A 16,901-nucleotide genomic window follows, 5' to 3' on the forward strand; every position below is an offset into this window, starting at 1 on the left:
GGCCCAATCAGACCAATTTTCAGGAATTAAGGTCAAAAAACCTTGCCGCCAGCGACGTTGCCGCCGTCGATGAGCGCGGTTATACGCACCCAACCAACCACCGTCAACAGCCGAATTCGAAAAAAATCAAAAAAAGCGAAAAAAGTTTCGGAACATGAGTTTATTGTAATGTTTTCAATGCGTTAAATTTTATCCACCTTTGCTAACAGGCGGTTTGCACGACCAATCCGCTGCCCAATCCACCTGCCGCCGCGATCAATGCCAGACCATAAACCGTGGCTTTCCCTGAGCTTTCCCGGCATTTGGCCAGCTGCTCATGCAGATTGACTGCGAGAATGGCTCCCGAAGCTCCTATCGGATGCCCTCTGGCAAGCGCTCCACCCAATTGATTGAGCTGACCTGCATTCAGTCCCAAACGGTCCGCCGTGACCATTGCCTGCACGGCATAAGCTTCCATCACCTCAACTGTGTCGAAATCTCCTGCTTCGAGATCAAGGTCATTGAAGAGGGACCTGGCCACGTCAATCGGCACCAGTGCCGGCTCGGCGGGGTTACCTCCACCGCTTCTGCCTCCGACAACCCTCAAGGCCGGAACATCACAATCCTTCAAAAGGCGCTCTGAAACTATCAGGACCGCGGCAGCGCCATCGGCTTCGCAGGCAATGGTCGCCGCAGTCAGTCCGGTTTCTTTTGGTCCGGACAATACGGGGGCACGCAAGGCAGTTCTTATATTTAATGCGCGGGTAAAACCGTCCAAGTCCACGTGCTCTTGCTCAATTGCGACAAGTCGGCTCTGGATCCACTCGCGCGCGTCCAGTGCCTTGCGATGAGATGTGACGGCGAAGTCCGTTTGTGCCAGGCGATCAATACCGCATTCTTCTGCCAGCATCGCAGCGGCTTCGGTCAAATCAGGATCACCGAATGGAGGAGGCGCAAATTCAGGACGCTGATACGGTACCGGTTCATCATCCGGTCTTTTCGGACGATGCATTCTGATCGGGGATCGGCTGAAACTTTCCGACCCTCCTGCCAGAACACAATCTGCTGCACCGACATTGATCAAACGGGCTCCGTGCAAAATAGCATCAAGACCGGAGCAGCACTGAGTATCAATGGTCATTGCCGGAACGGATGGTGGCAGATGCGCCCGCAAGGCGGCCAGCCGTGCCGGATTTCCACCTGCATAAAGCGCGTTGCCCAGTATTACCTGATCGACCTGGTCCGGTCGCAGTCCCGCGTCCTTCAGCAATTGGACCAAAACCGGTGCCACTAGCTCATCCGCCTGATAGCCGGAAAGCACTCCTCCGCGCGGCATTACCGGCGTCCGCCTTGCCGCGATGATGTAGGCTTCTGGCTTACCGGCGCCGCTCAATCGTCCTGACCACCTTTGGATAGATTTGCCGTGACAGTTTGAATATCGGGTTTTCCACCCGCTGTCAGAGGTATTTCATCGAGAACGTGAATTCTGCGCGGCTGCTTCCCTGCTGCCAACCTGGATTTGCAGTGGTTCAAAAGCATCCGCTCCGCCTCCGTAATCTGCTTGCTCAGTTGCACGGCGGCTTCCAGCCTTTGTCCGCGCACCGGATCTTCAAGTCCGGCGACGACGGCTGCGACAACACAAGGATGAGACGACAAGGCCGCCTCCACCTCTTCAGGATAGACGTTCAGCCCCGACGTGATGATCATGCGATTGGCTCTGCCGGTCAGATACAGGTAACCGTCAATGTCCAGAAATCCATGGTCACCGAAAGTCAGCCATCCGTTTCGCCAAAAGGTTTCCGGATCATTGCCACACAGGTAATTGGAGAAAAGCAGGCGGCTTTTAACCCAGATTGCTCCGGATTCCCCAGGAGGCAAGGGCGCTTCCGGACTGCCGATGGTGATCTCAATTCCTTCCGGAGCGTGACCGACCGAGCCGTCCGGCACATCGCCCGCGTCTTCGGATATCGTGATGAAACTGGTTTCCGAGGCACCGTAGAACTCGATCAGACGCGCATTTGGAAAAGTCCCTCGCAGAGCGTTGCGGTCGCTGTCGCGCCATTTGGCTCCGCTGGCAAGCACCTGATGCACATTCGGCAATGGCCCGCTGCGCCTTGCCGCCTCAGCGATGAAATGGATCTGTGTCGGCGTTGCATAAAGAACCGCGCCCGGTGCCGCCGATTGCAAGTCCACCACAACGGAACGCGGATCGAACCGGGTGGAAAGGACAACTTCCTGGCCGCTGGCAAGCCCACAGACGGCTCCATACAGGTGCAGCGAATGTGTGAGCTGTCCGGCCAGAACGACGCGACTTTCTTGCGATATGCCGAATTCACGGTTGCTGAGATCAAAGCTTTTCAGCCAGGAACCATGATCGCGCACATAGCCTTTCGGCGTTCCGGTGGAACCGGACGTAAAGCCGCAATAAAAGAGATCGGTTTCTCCAGGCGGATCTTCCGTAATCGTCTGGTCAATCCGGGCATGTTCGATGGATGCGTAACTTGAAGCGTCCAATCGAAGATCCGGCCCCGCCAGGTCAAGAACACGATCGATCTGTTCTACTGGCCACTGAGGGTCCATCACCATCGCAATCCGGCCCGTTCTTGCACAGGCAAAGAAACAGGCAATCAACGATGCGGGATCACTCAGGAGCAGCGCGACTCGTCCTTCGCGCGGCGAAAGGCGGCTGATATGGACTTCAGCCGCCTCAATTCTTTCAATCAAATCCCGCCAGGTCCATCTGACCTCACCGCAAATCAGTGCGGTCCTGTCCGGTCGACTCCCCGCCTGGATCTTCAGCTTGTCGCCGATAAAGGCCATGCGGCAACAGCTCTCAGCTCATCCGCTCAGGTGCGCGTGAACAGGGCACCCGGAAGGCCGCGGGCAACGGTCTGGGTGACGATTGCCGTGATCGCAACCTTTACCAGATCCCCCGGGATGTAGATGGCGCTTCCAAGCGCCGCTTTCGCCAGGGACAGGTTTGCCATGTAGGCAACACCGGGGATGCCGAAGGCATAAACTACCAGGATGCCGCCGATGGCTGCCGAAATCGCCGCGGAGGCGAGAATGTTCATTTCACCGGTTGCGCGCATGATCCAGCCGGTGACAAAGGCACCGATTGGCCAACCGATGAGGAATCCGACGGACGGGGTGTAAAAAACGCCCAAACCACCGCGACCGCCTGCAAGGATCGGCGCTCCGAGAGCAACCAGGAACAGGAACAGAAGAACCGCGAGACCGCCGCGAACCGGGCCAAGCATCACGCCTGCCAGCATCACGCCGAGTGTCTGAGCCGTGATCGGCACGCCGCCCAGGAAAGGAATAGCGACCGGTGGGACCAGCCCCAACGCAGCAATCAAAGCTGCATAGAATGCAATATGTACGAGGGAACGGTCAGTCATGCTATTTTACACCTCCGTATCGATGTTATTCTTGCTGCCTTGAGTTGAAAATCAATCTTCTACTCGCGAACCACAGCATGTTCTGGTAGCCGGATAGCGCAATTTCTTTGAAATTGCCACACTGAACCCCACTACTTCTTGGGTTATCTTGACAAACCTTCCGAGCCGCCCCGGGCTTTCAGCGCTTCAGCCACATTGTCGGACATACGCAGTGATTGAATCGCGAAGGGCGCCAGCAGGCGCCAGGAGCCTTTGGTTCCAGCGCGGGCCTGATATGCTTCCCTCAGCAGCGAAAACACCTGCAACATGTGCGGCGCAAAGCGCAGGACCAAGGTTACACCCAATGCAGGTTTGCGCGCTGACATGCCGAACCACTGCAGTGGCCTGAACAGTGGCTGTACCGCCTCAAGCATATCGTCCATGCGTGTGGTGATCGACACCAGATTGGCAGCCAGGATCAGGACCACCAATCGCATGATGACAGCGATGCCGTCCCAGAATGTTCCGGAAAACCAGTGCAACGCCAGAAGAATGGCCAAAAACAGCGTCATGCTGCGCAACAGCTTCAGATGCGCCAACCCGCCCCTTCCCAACGAGGCATAGAGCAGAAGCACCACAACCAGGCACGGCAGAAAGACCCAGACGGACTTGACCTGGAAAAGCAGCAGGCTTGCGACAGCCACCGTCAGCAGCTTGAGACTTGCCGGCAATCTGTGGAGCCAGCTCTCCTTCTGCAGATAGACTGAAATCATAGCGCCGCCAGCTCCATCTTGACACCGGACCTGTCGTCGATGTCCTGCCTGTAGGCCGACAACACTTCATACGGGTTGCCGTCCATGCGCAGGCGGCCTCCGTCCAGCCAGAGGATCCGGTCAAAGCCTTCAAAATGGCTGAGATCATGGCTCACCATGACAATTTTCTGCGGAAGAGAAAGAATCTTGTCGCGGATGCGGCGGGAGGCCAAGGCATCCAGACTGGTCATCGGTTCATCCAGAACCAGCAGCTGCGGCTCCATGACAAGGACCGCCAGAATGCAGATCAGTTGCTTCTGCCCTTCGGAAAGTTCGGCAATCGGATGACTGGCCAATGCTTCGCAGCCGTGACGAGCAAGGAACTCCAATGCCCTTTCGCGTGCCTCCAGTTTGTCAGCGCCAAGCTGGGTCAAGCCGAAGGCAATTTCCTCTTCTACGGTCGGAAATATCGCCTGATGATCAGGGTTCTGGAACACAAAGCCTACATGACGCGGCAATTCGGGAGCCGCTTCCTCGCAATCCGCTCCGAACAGTTTGAGCGAACCGGAATCGGGCTGACGCAAACCGTTCAGCATCCGGATGAATGTGCTCTTGCCCGACCCGTTCAAGCCAATCACTCCAACCCGGTCTTCTGTCAGCGACAAGGTCAGGCCGTCCAGAATCTTCCGCTGCCCGATGGTGAGACCGACATTGTCAAACACCGCGAATGGGCTCACGTCTGCGTTGCAGACCCGCAATTTTTCTTTTGATTTGTTTTTGGGCCAGAAAGCCATGTCACCTCGCAGCAGGCGCTTCAGAACGGCATTTCCGTTCCGTTTCTGCGCGCGCTTATTGACCGGATAGGGCCTGTTGTCAAAGTCGCCTTATCCTACCGGGCGGGTGAGGGCTGGCAAATCGGCTAATTGGTCAATGGTCGCCTTGACCCTTTTGAGCGCCCAACTGAAGCGCTCATCGGACTCTTCGGAACCGAAGGTGATGCGCAGATAGGGAGCAGGGGCATGATCCTTGATCTGAAAGTATCGTGAAGAGAGCACCGAAACACCCTGGTGGCCAAGCGCAGCCTGCAGTGCGTCGGGATCCACCTGGACGGGCAGGCGCAACCAGCCGAAAACCTTATTGGCATCGCCTTGCAGGAAGTAGGGCGAAAGATGCTCTTTCGCGCGCAAAAACCTGTCCCGGTTTGCCTTCCTCTTCAGCCGCAGTGTCTTGAACAGATGTCCCTCGCGCACCCAACCGGCGATCAGTTCGGCGGTAATCGGCGAAGCCATCCAGGTACTTTCACCGATCTTGTTGCGAATGCTATCGCCGAAGGGCTCCGGCACCTGGACAAAGCCGATCCGGCTGCCAGGTGAACAGACCTTGGAAATACTGGCAATCGACGCGGTGCGCTCCGGGGCAAGCGCACCAAAAGCGGGCAATGTCTCGGGGAGAAAGGGGGTATAGGGGTCGTCTTCGACAATCTTCAGATCATGTTCCCGCGCAACCTGAACCAGACCCTCACGCTCTTCCACGGACATCGTGTGCGTTGTCGGGTTCTGCATATTGGGCATCAGGAAGACACCTTTGACGGCATGCGTGCGGGCAGCCTGTGCAAGCGCAGCGGGATCCATGGCACCGAAACCACCATCATCGCGCCTCAGAGCGGGCAGGGGGACTGCCTTCAATCCGAGGCTGGCAAAGGAACTGAAGATGGATGGGTAGGTAAACCAGTCTACGGCAATCGCGTCACCAGTGCGGAAAAGCGCCTGGCAAGTCACCTGAATTCCGTGCTGTGCCCCGCAGGTGACAGCCACTCTGGCAGGGTCTGCATCCAGGCCATAATCCTTGAACACAAGAACGCCGGTTTCCCTGTGTGCCATGAGACCTTCGGAGGGCACAAAGCCATTGAGGCGATCGATACCGGCCGTTTGCGCCATCCGAACCAGGCCTTCGGAAAGGCTCGGGTTCAAATACGGATAGGCAAAGTTCCGCGCCAGGTCGCAGGATTCGGGTTCGTCTTCCTTCGGCACCAGCGGCGAGACTTTCTGCGTCTCGGAGGCAATGTAGGTGCCCCGGCCGGTTTCGCCTTTCACAAGACGCCGCCGCTCTGCCTCACCATAGGCGCGGGTGATTGTCCCGAGAGTTACGCCGAGCTGGTAGGCAAGTTCACGCTGTGGCGGCAGACGGTCACCCTGCGCCAGCGCTCCTGCGGTGATGTCCGCTTCCAACGCATCGGCAATCGCAAGGTAAATCGGCCCTGAAGCTGCTTCGATGTTGGGAATCCACATTGTCATAAGGACAATGTTTACATTGACGGATACAATTACTCAAGCCAATTAGTTTCTCCGTCATTTTGTATCGATTGTATCGATTTCACTGTCTGGAGACACTACATGGATCCCGCCACGCTGCTTGCCTTCGCCGTTTTTGTCGTCGTCATGACCGGCACACCAGGTCCCGGAAACCTGACGTTTCTGGCGATCGGTGCGTCGGCAGGATATCGAACCGCGTTCCCCGTAATCGTGGCGTCTCAGGTGGGTTCTTTTGCGCTCAACCTGAGTGTCGCCTTCGGGCTTGGCCATGTCATGGCCGGCGGCGGCCCTGTCGTGACGGTCTTCAAGGTGCTGAGCATGGCCTACATGACCTATCTCGCATGGCGGATCATTTCACTGAGCGTGAAGCCGAAGGGAAATGCAGCATTACCCAGCTTCTGGGAGGGGCTTCTCATTCACCCGCTGAGCCCCAAGACCTGGGCGATGAGCCTTGTTGCTTTTTCGACCTTCCTTGCCGGCAACACCTTGAGCGTTCCGGAGAACGCCATAATCCTGGTATCCGGCTTCATGCTGGGCGGTCTGGTGTTTCACTCACTCTGGGCTCTTGTCGGCGTTTCGATCCTTGCCCTGATCGGCGACGGCCCCTTGATGAGAGCTATCACCGTTTCGATGGCCCTTGCGATGCTTGCTGCAACAGTTTGGGCGCTTGTCCTTTAAGCAGTTCTTCAAATGACGGAGCCCCACATGTCCGTTCTCAATTTCTCCTATGCGACCATCAAGAATGCAGAGGCTTTCAGCGACTATATCCGCAAGGCTTCAAACCTCATGGCAAAGGAGCAAGTCGAAGTCGTTGTTCGTGGCACCTATCACGAGACCATGCGCGGCGCGGAAAAAGCACAGCATGTCGCCGCTGTGTTCCGGTACCCGGACATGGAGACTGCCAGGACGTTCTATGCTTCCAAGGCCTATCAGGAGCTCATTCCCCTTCGCGATACCGCCTGCGATATGGAAATCCAGTTCTATGAGGAATGAGCCATTCGCCAGCAATAGATCAGGTAAGTCGCTGACCGGCGGAAGGTCTAACGCGATTGCCGGTCGAGTTCCTCCTGCCATTTCCGCTCCAGCGAGCACATGCCCCTTGGAGGTTCGTCGAACCCTATGTCCTTCCTGAGCTCGGGCGTCAGGTCGCTTCGATAGAGACGGACCCTTTTTCTTGCCAAAGGAGCACTGAGAAGTCCTGAAATAAACCTGACTAGGGAAAAGACAACTCCTCTTTTCCTGGAGGTCGCATTTTGCTCGCAACAAATCTGGTCAGACATCGTTGTAACTCCATATCTTTGTGAGCTACATATCGGTTTGTTGCGCCCGCCTGACCAACGAAAATTCAACGAACATGCATAAGGGAGATTTATGCATGATGACCAACTTGCCACCACTTTCCGCCATTCGCGCCTTTGAAGCCGCCTGCCGTCATCTCAGCTTCACCAAGGCGGGGGACGAACTGGGCCTTACACAGGCAGCCGTCAGCTATCAGATCAAGCTGCTGGAAGAAAAACTGGGGTTCCCGGTATTCGTGCGCAAAACGCGCAGGATCGAATTGACCGGTAAGGGAGCGCAGCTTGCTGAAGGGGTCGTCGAGGCCTTCACTCGGATGCGACAGACCTTCCAGGATGTTCAGGAAGCAGAAGCGGCGGAGCTTGTCATTTCCAGTAACACGACTTTCGCGGTGAACTGGCTGGCATCACGTATGTTTTCGTTCCAGATGCAGAACCCGGATATCGCCGTCCGTCTGGTTTCGTATGGTCCTTGGGAAAAGCCGAAATTCGACGAGGCCGACATCACGATCTCCGCCTGTTACCAGCCGCCTGCGGGAAATTTCTGCATTCCTTTGGTCGAGGCGGCTTTCACCCCCATGGTCGCTCCGCAACTAGCCGAAAGCATCGGCGGCATAAGCTGCCCAGAAGACCTGCTCAAACTGCCGATTATCGATCCGGATGACCCCTGGTGGCTCACCTGGTTCGAAGCCGCCGGTCTTCCCGACGTCGATCTCAAGAAGTGGCCGACATCGCGCATGGGTTCTCAGGCTCTTGAAGCCAACAGGGCCATCGCAGGGCAGGGCGTCGCAATCCTGACACCCTATTTCTGCAGGCAGGCGCTGGAGACCGGTCAGCTGATTCAGCCTTTCGATCTGGTTTGCAAGGCGGAAGATGAAGCCTGGAGCCTGAGCTATCCTTCCCAGAACCGGTCGAGCAGAAAGGTCAGACTGTTTCGCGACTGGGTGGTCGCGGAATTGAAGCGGGACGGGCTGAACACAAACGAAGCCCTGAAAACCACCGCGTCGTGAGTGCATTGATAACCGGAAAGGGCGCAAAGCTTGCGCCCGATCAGGTGTGAAGCCCCTGCTCTTTGAGGGCCATGACCAGGTCCTGGACCCGATCGGCATTGTCCTTGGCAAGGGAACCATCACGGTTCCACAGGCCGTTCTCGAAGCCGATCCTGGCTTTACCGCCCTTGCCGATCGCCGTTACAAGACACTCCGTCTCCCGATGGCCAAAGGCACATACAGCCCAGTCCAGAGAAAGATCACCCCGTCCCTTTGCCATCGTTGCCAAAAACGGCTCAAGATCTTCCGGTCCGCTTTCGTCGTCAGTGGCGTACCGTCCCAGAACAAACAGGAGCTGGTGCTGTTTTGCCGGGACCACGCCGGCGTCCACCAAGGCGAAAAAGCGTTCCAGGTCCTGCGTATCATAAAGGATGTGCTGAACGGTGATCTTCCTGGCAAAAGCCCAGGCATAGAAGGCTCGCGCATCTTCAAACTCGCCGTCCGGCACCATTTCGCGAATGGCAATGGAAACCGCCGCCGGCTGCACATCGCGAACAAGCGTCCGTTGTTCCTCCGGTGAATATCGTCCCACCGCTTCCGTGGTGATTTGCACCTTTATGCCAGGAACCTTTGCCGCCAGTTCTGCCAGGAGAGCCTTGTACAAATCGGCATTGAGAACATGGTCTCCCTTCTCATCGCGCACATGGGCATGGAGGCATCCAGCCCCAGCCTTCAGACAAGCCTGTGCAGCCTCAACGGTTTCGGCGATATTCATGGGTACGGCCGGATGATCGGCCTTTGTCTTGGTCGCACCGTTGGGCGCGACCATGATCAATGGCAACGGCTGAAATTCGGAATTTCCGGACATTTCTAGAAGACCGACTTGAACGCCTGGTCGAGTTTCTCCACAATCTCGGAAACCTGCCGGTCTTCAAGGATGAACGGCGGCGCAAGCAGGATATGGTCGCCCTTGACGCCGTCAATCGTCCCGCCCATTGGATAGCAGATCAGTCCTGCCTCAAATGCAGCCTTCTTGAGGGCCTTGTTGATGCCGCGCTTCGGGTCGAAAGGCGTTTTGCTGGAACGGTCTTCGACGATTTCGATGCCTCGGAAGAGGCCACGCCCGCGAATGTCGCCAACATGGGGGTGCTGGCCGAACGCCTCTTTGAGCGCGGCGTCCAGTTTTTCGCCCATCGGGTGGACACGGTCCACAAGACCTGCGGAGAGTTTGCGGAACACAGTGAGCGCAGCGGCACAGGCTGTGGGATGACCGATGTAGGTATGACCATGCTGGAAGAAACCGGAGCCGGTCTCGATCGCCTGATAGATCTCAGCGGTACACAACATGGCGCCGATTGGTTGATAGCCTGCTCCCAGACCCTTGGCGACGCAAAGGATGTCAGGCGCAACGCCATCCTGTTCGCAAGCAAACAGACTGCCGGTACGGCCCATGCCGCACATGACTTCGTCCAGGATCAGCAAGATACCGTGCCGGTCGCAGATTTCTCGAATGCGTTTGAAATAGCCTTCAACCGGTGGCACGGCACCGGCAGTTGCACCGACGACGGGCTCTGCAACAAAGGCCATAACATTTTCCGGACCCAATCGCTGAATTTCAGCGTCCAGTTCGTTTGCGACCCGCTGGCCGTATTCAAAAGCAGTTTCATCTTCGCGGCGGCCGCGATATTCGAAGCAGGGTGAAATGTGCGACGTTTCAATCATCAAGGGCGAGAACGGTTCCCGTCGCCACTGGTTGCCTCCGGTTGCAAGCGCGCCCAGAGTGTTGCCGTGATAACTCTGACGGCGGGCGATCACCCGATGACGTGAGCTTTGGCCTTTTTCCAGGAAATACTGCCGCGCCAGCTTCAGGGCGGCTTCCACGGCTTCCGACCCGCCGGAAACGAAGTAAACCCTGTCCAGATTGCCCGGAGCGTGCTCAATCAACAGGTCGGCAAGCTCTTCAGCCGGTTCGGTCGTAAAGAAACCGGTGTGCGCAAAGGCAATCTTGTCAATCTGGTCCTTGATCGCCTGGATGACATCCGGATCGCTGTGACCAAGACAGGAAACCGCTGCACCGCCTGATCCGTCGAAATATTTTTTTCCTGACTTATCAATGATGTAACAACCATCTCCGGAAACAGCCGCTGGCGGATTGGCTTTGGTGTGGCGTGGGAATACGTGCGACATGGGAAGAAACCTGACAGGTTGCCTGATTGGAATTCAATGTGGATTTGTGACATTCGTATCAGAAAAAGATGCATTCTGAAACATTTGTTTCTAGACCACGTTAACCATGTTTTTCATCACAATTTTAATCAAATTGCCCGAACTTCAGCGCGGGGGACGACATCGCAACCAACAACCTCGACAGGGCACGCCAGTCATGCGTCAGCGCCTCTTTGCCTGGACATTCTTCATTGGATTTACACTCGCACTCGCGGGCTGCGGAACTGTGGCCGGAGTGACCGGGATGGGCTGGGTGACAGCCTCTCACAATTCCATCGATTACAACGACACCTCGTGGTGCGTTCCGCGCAAGCTCAAGAAAGTGCTTAACCGGGTCGCGAAGCGATACGGCAAGGTCACCGTTCATTCCACCAAGCGTTGGTGGCTGGAAAACTGGTGGAAGGGCGGCGCCAAGAACTCGTATCACCTGAATTGCCGGGCGGTGGATTTTTCCGTTCGAGGCGACCCGGCGTCCGTTGTTGCCTTTTTGAAGGCACAGCCTGAAGTCGGAGGATACAAGCGCTATTCCTCAGGCCACTATCATATTGATACCGGTCCGCGCAGAACCTGGTAGCGGCAATGCCGCTACTCCTTGGATCGCGTTACTTCAGCTCTCCGAGCTCGAGTGCCATTTCCCAGGAAACCGGGTCAAATCCGATGAAATTCTTGATCTCGCCCTCGACGATCGGTCGTTTGATGATCGACGGCTGTTCAATCATAACATCCAGGGCGCTGCTGGCATCGACAACGGAGTCCTGTGTCGCTTCATCGAGCCGCCGCCAGGTGGTGCCGCGCTTGTTCAGAACGGCTTCCCAGCCGAATTCCGCCACGAAGTCCGCAAGCTTGTCAGCGTTTACGCCGTCCTTCTTGTAGTCATGGAATTCGTAATCGATGCCGGCTTCTTCGAGGAATTTCCTGGCCTTTTTCACCGTATCGCAATTCTTGATGCCGTAAACCTTCATTCAGAAACTTCCCAGTTTGATTTCTGCCGAGTTATCCGGGAGGACAGTTGCTGTTTGATGCTGGAGTTTCAAGAGCGGATCGTCACTTTCCACGGCCCGACTCTGGTTCAAGCACCACCCGGGTTGACCGAAGCGCTCTTGCGGGTCACTCATTTTCAGGTCCGAAACCTGAAGGCCATGGCATTATCGAACCATTGAGGACGACCGGAGACCCTTCATGACAGCCTCTGCATCGGCAAGCGTGGCGACTTCATCAGCCAAGGTCAGAGCCGGGCCCTCCTGGGGGAACTGGCGGCAGCGTCTGCGCCTCTGGAGCGGATTGATCCTGTTCGCCTTCTGCCTCAGCCATTTTTCCAATCATGCGCTCGGCATAATTTCGGTCAATGCGATGGAGCAGGCGTCCCTGTGGCATTACTGGATCTGGCGCAGCCCGGCTGGTGAGCTTACCCTCATGCTTGCCGCCGTAACGCATGTTACCCTGGCACTCTGGCGCACCGCGAGGCGCCGAACCCTGAAAATCCCTCGCTGGGAATTCGCTCAGCTGGTGCTCGGCCTCTATATTCCCTGGTCGCTCATCCCGCATGTTACCGCGACAATGGGCCTGAACGAGAATTTCGGCTTCCTGCCGACCTATCATCAGATGCTCACGCTTCTTTGGCCCAATGTAGCGGTTTCGCAATCGCTTCTGCTGCTGGCTGTCTGGACCCATTCGATGATCGGCCTGCACTTCTGGCTGAGGCTTTATCCCCTTTATCGGCGCATGAAATACGCTGCGCTGGCGTTTGCCATTGCCATGCCCGTTCTGGCTCTATGGGGATTCATCGAGGGGGCCAGACGTCTCGCGCTGACCAAGGATGTCAAGCTGACGATCACGCCCGATCAGTTCAGCTGGCTGCATGAAACGGCAAATCAGGGCCGCGCCGTCGTGTTCGGCCTTTTTGCCGTTTCTCTGCTGGTCATCGTCTTCCGGTATCTGGTCAATCTGAGCGCCCAGAGACTTACCATCACTTATCCGGGCGGCCTTTCGGTCAAGGCAAAACCCGGTGCGACGCTGCTGGAAATCAGCCGGATGAACGACGTTCCCGTCGCTTCCGTCTGCGGTGGCCGGGCACGTTGTTCCACCTGCCGGGTGAAAGTCCTGAATGGCGCTGATGAGCTTGGTGATCCGGCGCCTGCCGAGGCCGCCGTCCTTTCGCGGATCGGGGCAGCGGACGACGTCCGGCTGGCCTGCCAGCTCCGGCCCCAGCACAATATCGAGGTTCAGCCGCTTGTTGCCGTCAAAGCCACGACCAGCACCAGCGAGCATCTGAAGGATGCTTATTACTGGGGTGTCGAAAAGGAAGTTTCGGTGATGTTCGTGGATCTGCGCAATTTCACGGGCATTACCGAATCCCAACTTGCCTACGACGTCGTGCACCTGCTCAACAGTTACCTGGATCAGGCCTCTTCGGCGATCCGCGAGCAAGGTGGCTACGTGGACAAATTCATCGGCGACGGCATCATGGCGATTTTCGGCATGGACAGCGACGCTCGCACCGGGGCCCGTCAGGCTCTGCGAGCCTGCAAGGGAATCGAAGCGGTCATGCAGTCTCTTGATGCCGAAAAAGGGCCGCAGTTCCGGGACTCCATCCGTCTCGGCATCGGCCTTCACTTCGGTCCGGCCATCCTGGGGCGGATCGGTTCCGCCGGGGCGAATGGCGGCCTGACGGCCCTTGGCGACGTGGTCAACACGGCCAGCAGGCTGGAAACGGAAAACAAGAACCACAACAGTTTTCTTGCTGTTTCAAAAGATGTGCTGGACGCTGCGGAAATTGAACTTGCCGGTGCCGACACGTCGGAAATCAAGCTGCGCGGAAAAGAAATTCCCTTGCAAATCTTCACCCTGAACCGATTAGATGCTCTGATCGTGCCGGAAGGCTAACGGGAACAACGGAGTTTGTGTGAGTAAGCAGTATACGCCGCGGGAAATGCTGGAGAAGCTGATCTCCTTCAATACCGTTTCAGAGCGCAGCAATCTCGATTTGATCCATTTCGTCGAGGACTATCTCGCCGGATGGGGTGTCGGTTCCATCCTGGTGCCAGATGAAACCGGGAAAAAGGCGTCGCTTCACGCCAGGATCGGCCCGGAGACCGATGGCGGCACGGTGCTGTCGGCGCACACCGATGTCGTTCCGGTTGAGGGCCAGAACTGGTCCCGAGATCCGTTCACCGCCTGGGAAGCCGATGGCCGTCTGTACGGGCGGGGTTCGGCGGACATGAAGGGCTTCGCCGCAACGATCCTTGCGAAGGTTCCGGACATACTGAAGGCAAATCTCCGCAAACCTGTTCACATTGCGCTTTCCTATGACGAGGAAGTCGGCTGCTTCGGCGCAGGCCCTCTTGTTCAGGACATTCTTTCAAAGGGGCCTCGGCCCGACCTGGTGATTGTCGGTGAGCCGACCAACATGAAAGTGGTCACAGGTCACAAGGGCATTGCGGTGCTCAAAACGACAATCCGCGGCCATCCCGTCCACTCCAGCCAGCTGCATCGCGGCGTTTCCGCGATATCGGCCGCGGCGAAACTGATTACCTGGCTGGACGGAAAGACAGCTGAAAACCGGGCCGGCGCCGATCCGGAGTGTCCGTTCGAACCTCCTTATACCACCTTGCACAGCGGCACGATCACAGGCGGGCAGGCACACAATATCACCGCCCAGCACTGCGAATTCGCCACGGACATTCGTCTGTTGCCGGAAGAAGATGCCGAAAGCTGGATCCGCGACTACCGAACCTTTATCGAAACGGACGTTCTGCCGGACATGCTGGCCATTTCACAAGATTGCCGGATCGATGTCGCGGAGCTTGCCTATGTGCCGGGACTGCAGGAAGAGACCGACGGTGAAGCGGAGATGCTGGTGCGCCGCCTGACCGGTGACAACGCCCGGAACGTCGTCGTTTATGCCACTGAGGGCGGAATCTTCCAGCATCACGGCCTTTCCACAGTCGTCTGCGGTCCGGGCTCAATTGATCAGGCTCATCAGGCAGATGAGTTCATTGAACTTGTCGAGCTGGACAAATGTGCCAGCTTTTTGGACGACTTACTTGAGGGAATGTCTCAAATTGACAGCTAAACGGGTTTGAAAACAGACATTTACAATGTCATAGTTCGATCAAACATGACGGACGTTCATAACTGACACCAGTCTGATCGTTCTCAGGGCAGTTCCGGAAACCGGAAAAACGAGGGGAAAATGTACAAAAAATCAATGGTTATAGCCGCAACGCTGTTGGCGGTGGGAACAGGGGCGGCTGCTCAGGCTGAAACATTCAAGTTTGCCTTTCAGGGCAGCCTGAACGGACTTGATCCTTACAGCCTCAACGAAACCTTCACGTTGTCTTCGCTCGGCAACACCTACGAAGGCCTGACGCGCCGCGGTGCAGATCTTGCGATCGAACCGGCACTGGCTGAGAGCTGGGAAATCATCGAACCGAACCGTTGGCGTTTCCACCTGCGCAAGGGCGTGAAGTTCCACAACGGTAACGACTTCACTGCCGAAGACGTCGCCTTCTCGGTGGATCGCGTGCGCTCCGAAGGCTCCGACCTCAGCACACGTGTCGATCCGGAAGTCAAAGTGGAGATCGTTGACGACCACACAGTCGATTTCGTTCTGCCGGGTCCGAACCCGATCCTGCACTATGAGTGGGACACGTTCTACATCATGGACAAGGACTGGACGACCGAGAACGATGCGGTCAAGGTCACGTCCGCTTCCGACACGACACCGAACTACGCATCCCTGCATGCAAACGGCACGGGTCCGTTCAAGATCAACAGCCACGAGGCCGGCGTAAAGACCGTCTACGAAAAATTCGACGGCTGGTGGGATGAAGCCAAACACAACCTCGACACGGTTGAGTTCACGCCGATTTCTTCCGATGCAACCCGCGTTGCAGCGCTTCTCTCCGGTGAACTGGACATGGTTTATCCGATCCCGGTTCAGGACATCAAACGTATCAACGACAGTGCCGGCACCGTCGCGCTGACCGGTCCGGAGCTGCGCACGATCTTCCTCGGCATGGATCAGATGCGCGATGAGCTGCTTTACTCGGATGTAAAGGGCAAGAACCCGTTCAAGGATGCCAAGGTTCGTCAGGCTTTCTATCAGGCGATCGATATCGAAGCGATCAAGAAGAAAGTCATGCGTGACCTGTCCACGCCGTCCGCGATCATGATCTCGCCGTTCCTGTTCTCAAAGGGCAGCGAATTCGAGCGTTATCCGTATGATCCGGAAGCCGCCAAGAAACTTCTGGCTGAAGCGGGCTATGCGGATGGCTTCTCCGTCGGCATGGATTGCCCGAACGATCGCTACGTCAATGACGAAGCCATCTGTCAGGCCGTGGCTGCCATGCTGGCACGCGTCGGCGTGAAAGTTGACCTCAACGCTCAGCCGAAGGCGAAATACTTCGCCAAGGTTCTGGCATCCGGCGGCTTCGACACCTCCTTCTACCTTCTCGGCTGGACCCCGGGTTCCCTGGACAGCTGGAACGTGCTGTCCAACCTGATGAACTGCCGCGATGAGGCAGGTGCCGGCTCTCCGTTCAACCTCGGTGGCTTCTGCGACGAGAAGATCGACAGCCTGACGAAGGAAGTTCTGGTTGAGATCGACCCTGAAAAGCGCGACGGCCTGATCGCCGAGGCTTACAAGATCAGCCACGACAACGCCTACTACATTCCGCTGCACCAGCAAGGTCTGGCATGGGGTGTTGCAGACGACGTCCAGCTTGTTCAGCGCGCCGACAACCAGTTCAAGTTCCGCTTCGTGACCAAGAACTGATCCTGTCAGGCACACACTTCGCGCTCCCGGCACTGCCGGGAGCGCTGTTTTCATATCAAGAGCAACATTCAATCTGAATAAGTCTCGATTTCAGCCGATCAGACCAGACAAAGTTGTTCTTTCACTTTAAATACGCGGGCAAAATCACCTCGTCAGACTGAACCGGATGCGTTTGTCTGACTGAACATTGCC

At 56.8% G+C, this 16,901-nt stretch carries 17 protein-coding genes; 8 read left to right on the forward strand and 9 right to left on the reverse strand.

What is annotated here, in order from left to right:
* Positions 1-202 precede the first annotated feature (202 nt).
* The 6 genes from ABLQ08_RS28545 to ABLQ08_RS28570 form a co-directional block, all read right to left on the reverse strand.
* Complete coding sequence (locus tag ABLQ08_RS28545; RefSeq protein WP_352949666.1) at positions 203-1,372, reverse strand: thiolase family protein; 1,170 nt, start codon at positions 1,370-1,372, stop codon at positions 203-205.
* The gene (locus ABLQ08_RS28550) at positions 1,369-2,799 is read right to left on the reverse strand and encodes a class I adenylate-forming enzyme family protein (protein ID WP_352949667.1); all 1,431 of its coding nucleotides are present in this window, start codon (positions 2,797-2,799) and stop codon (positions 1,369-1,371) included. The genes ABLQ08_RS28545 and ABLQ08_RS28550 overlap by 4 nt, the downstream gene beginning before the upstream one ends.
* A gap of 26 nt (positions 2,800-2,825) precedes the next feature.
* Positions 2,826-3,380, reverse strand: a complete 555-nt coding sequence (locus tag ABLQ08_RS28555) for a biotin transporter BioY (protein WP_352949669.1) — start codon at positions 3,378-3,380, stop codon at positions 2,826-2,828.
* A 143-nt stretch (positions 3,381-3,523) separates the two neighbouring features.
* Positions 3,524-4,132, reverse strand: a complete 609-nt coding sequence (locus ABLQ08_RS28560; RefSeq protein ID WP_352949670.1) for an energy-coupling factor transporter transmembrane component T family protein — start codon at positions 4,130-4,132, stop codon at positions 3,524-3,526.
* Positions 4,129-4,848 carry an energy-coupling factor ABC transporter ATP-binding protein gene (locus tag ABLQ08_RS28565; protein WP_352949672.1) on the reverse strand — a complete coding sequence of 240 codons (720 nt, stop codon included), beginning with the start codon at positions 4,846-4,848 and terminating at the stop codon, positions 4,129-4,131. Before ABLQ08_RS28565 ends, ABLQ08_RS28560 begins: the two co-directional genes overlap by 4 nt.
* Positions 4,849-4,995: 147 nt before the next feature.
* Positions 4,996-6,405, reverse strand: a complete 1,410-nt coding sequence (locus ABLQ08_RS28570; RefSeq protein WP_352949674.1) for a PLP-dependent aminotransferase family protein — start codon at positions 6,403-6,405, stop codon at positions 4,996-4,998.
* Between the two features lie 99 nt (positions 6,406-6,504).
* On the opposite strand from ABLQ08_RS28570, the gene ABLQ08_RS28575 reads away from it, so the two are divergent.
* The 3 genes from ABLQ08_RS28575 to ABLQ08_RS28585 all read left to right on the forward strand — a co-directional run bounded on the left by ABLQ08_RS28575 (position 6,505) and on the right by ABLQ08_RS28585 (position 8,728).
* Entirely contained in the window at positions 6,505-7,101 is a 597-nt protein-coding gene (locus ABLQ08_RS28575) for a LysE family translocator (protein ID WP_352949676.1), read from the forward strand.
* 27 nt (positions 7,102-7,128) lie between these two features.
* Complete coding sequence (locus tag ABLQ08_RS28580; protein WP_352949678.1) at positions 7,129-7,416, forward strand: DUF1330 domain-containing protein; 288 nt, start codon at positions 7,129-7,131, stop codon at positions 7,414-7,416.
* Between the two features lie 382 nt (positions 7,417-7,798).
* Positions 7,799-8,728, forward strand: a complete 930-nt coding sequence (locus tag ABLQ08_RS28585; protein ID WP_352949679.1) for a LysR family transcriptional regulator — start codon at positions 7,799-7,801, stop codon at positions 8,726-8,728.
* A 40-nt stretch (positions 8,729-8,768) separates the two neighbouring features.
* Here the strand turns inward: ABLQ08_RS28585 and ABLQ08_RS28590 are convergent, their stop codons facing one another.
* A complete protein-coding gene (locus ABLQ08_RS28590; protein ID WP_352949681.1) occupies positions 8,769-9,575 on the reverse strand; it encodes a 3-keto-5-aminohexanoate cleavage protein in 807 nt (268 codons plus the stop codon).
* Between the two features lie 2 nt (positions 9,576-9,577).
* The gene (locus ABLQ08_RS28595) at positions 9,578-10,894 is read right to left on the reverse strand and encodes an aspartate aminotransferase family protein (RefSeq protein ID WP_352949682.1); all 1,317 of its coding nucleotides are present in this window, start codon (positions 10,892-10,894) and stop codon (positions 9,578-9,580) included.
* A gap of 196 nt (positions 10,895-11,090) precedes the next feature.
* On the opposite strand from ABLQ08_RS28595, the gene ABLQ08_RS28600 reads away from it, so the two are divergent.
* On the forward strand, positions 11,091-11,507 hold the full coding sequence (locus tag ABLQ08_RS28600; RefSeq protein ID WP_352949683.1) for a YcbK family protein: 417 nt from the start codon (positions 11,091-11,093) through the stop codon (positions 11,505-11,507).
* 28 nt (positions 11,508-11,535) lie between these two features.
* Here the strand turns inward: ABLQ08_RS28600 and ABLQ08_RS28605 are convergent, their stop codons facing one another.
* Complete coding sequence (locus ABLQ08_RS28605) at positions 11,536-11,895, reverse strand: ArsC family reductase (protein ID WP_352949685.1); 360 nt, start codon at positions 11,893-11,895, stop codon at positions 11,536-11,538.
* A gap of 57 nt (positions 11,896-11,952) precedes the next feature.
* On the opposite strand from ABLQ08_RS28605, the gene ABLQ08_RS28610 reads away from it, so the two are divergent.
* From ABLQ08_RS28610 to ABLQ08_RS28625, 4 genes are all read left to right on the forward strand, one after another.
* The gene (locus ABLQ08_RS28610) at positions 11,953-12,093 is read left to right on the forward strand and encodes a hypothetical protein (protein ID WP_352949687.1); all 141 of its coding nucleotides are present in this window, start codon (positions 11,953-11,955) and stop codon (positions 12,091-12,093) included.
* Positions 12,094-12,112: 19 nt separating this feature from the next.
* Complete coding sequence (locus ABLQ08_RS28615; RefSeq protein ID WP_352949689.1) at positions 12,113-13,816, forward strand: adenylate/guanylate cyclase domain-containing protein; 1,704 nt, start codon at positions 12,113-12,115, stop codon at positions 13,814-13,816.
* A 19-nt stretch (positions 13,817-13,835) separates the two neighbouring features.
* A complete protein-coding gene (argE, locus tag ABLQ08_RS28620) occupies positions 13,836-15,005 on the forward strand; it encodes an acetylornithine deacetylase (RefSeq protein ID WP_352949691.1) in 1,170 nt (389 codons plus the stop codon).
* Between the two features lie 120 nt (positions 15,006-15,125).
* A complete protein-coding gene (locus ABLQ08_RS28625; RefSeq protein ID WP_352949692.1) occupies positions 15,126-16,709 on the forward strand; it encodes an ABC transporter substrate-binding protein in 1,584 nt (527 codons plus the stop codon).
* Positions 16,710-16,901: the final 192 nt, after the last annotated feature.

Source organism: Roseibium sp. SCP14, assembly GCF_040329475.1.
Lineage (GTDB): Bacteria > Pseudomonadota > Alphaproteobacteria > Rhizobiales > Stappiaceae > Roseibium.

Bases quoted from the DNA above. Each gene is read 5' to 3' on its own strand.
- ABLQ08_RS28550 (WP_352949667.1), bottom strand. From the start codon at position 2,799: ATGGCCTTTATCGGCGACAAGCTGAAGATCCAGGCGGGGAGTCGACCG.
- ABLQ08_RS28555 (WP_352949669.1), bottom strand. From the start codon at position 3,380: ATGACTGACCGTTCCCTCGTACATATTGCATTCTATGCAGCTTTGATT.
- ABLQ08_RS28560 (WP_352949670.1), bottom strand. From the start codon at position 4,132: ATGATTTCAGTCTATCTGCAGAAGGAGAGCTGGCTCCACAGATTGCCG.
- ABLQ08_RS28570 (WP_352949674.1), bottom strand. From the start codon at position 6,405: ATGACAATGTGGATTCCCAACATCGAAGCAGCTTCAGGGCCGATTTAC.
- ABLQ08_RS28575 (WP_352949676.1), top strand. From the start codon at position 6,505: ATGGATCCCGCCACGCTGCTTGCCTTCGCCGTTTTTGTCGTCGTCATG.
- ABLQ08_RS28580 (WP_352949678.1), top strand. From the start codon at position 7,129: ATGTCCGTTCTCAATTTCTCCTATGCGACCATCAAGAATGCAGAGGCT.
- ABLQ08_RS28585 (WP_352949679.1), top strand. From the start codon at position 7,799: ATGATGACCAACTTGCCACCACTTTCCGCCATTCGCGCCTTTGAAGCC.
- ABLQ08_RS28590 (WP_352949681.1), bottom strand. From the start codon at position 9,575: ATGTCCGGAAATTCCGAATTTCAGCCGTTGCCATTGATCATGGTCGCG.
- ABLQ08_RS28595 (WP_352949682.1), bottom strand. From the start codon at position 10,894: ATGTCGCACGTATTCCCACGCCACACCAAAGCCAATCCGCCAGCGGCT.
- ABLQ08_RS28600 (WP_352949683.1), top strand. From the start codon at position 11,091: ATGCGTCAGCGCCTCTTTGCCTGGACATTCTTCATTGGATTTACACTC.
- ABLQ08_RS28605 (WP_352949685.1), bottom strand. From the start codon at position 11,895: ATGAAGGTTTACGGCATCAAGAATTGCGATACGGTGAAAAAGGCCAGG.
- ABLQ08_RS28610 (WP_352949687.1), top strand. From the start codon at position 11,953: ATGCTGGAGTTTCAAGAGCGGATCGTCACTTTCCACGGCCCGACTCTG.
- ABLQ08_RS28615 (WP_352949689.1), top strand. From the start codon at position 12,113: ATGACAGCCTCTGCATCGGCAAGCGTGGCGACTTCATCAGCCAAGGTC.
- ABLQ08_RS28625 (WP_352949692.1), top strand. From the start codon at position 15,126: ATGTACAAAAAATCAATGGTTATAGCCGCAACGCTGTTGGCGGTGGGA.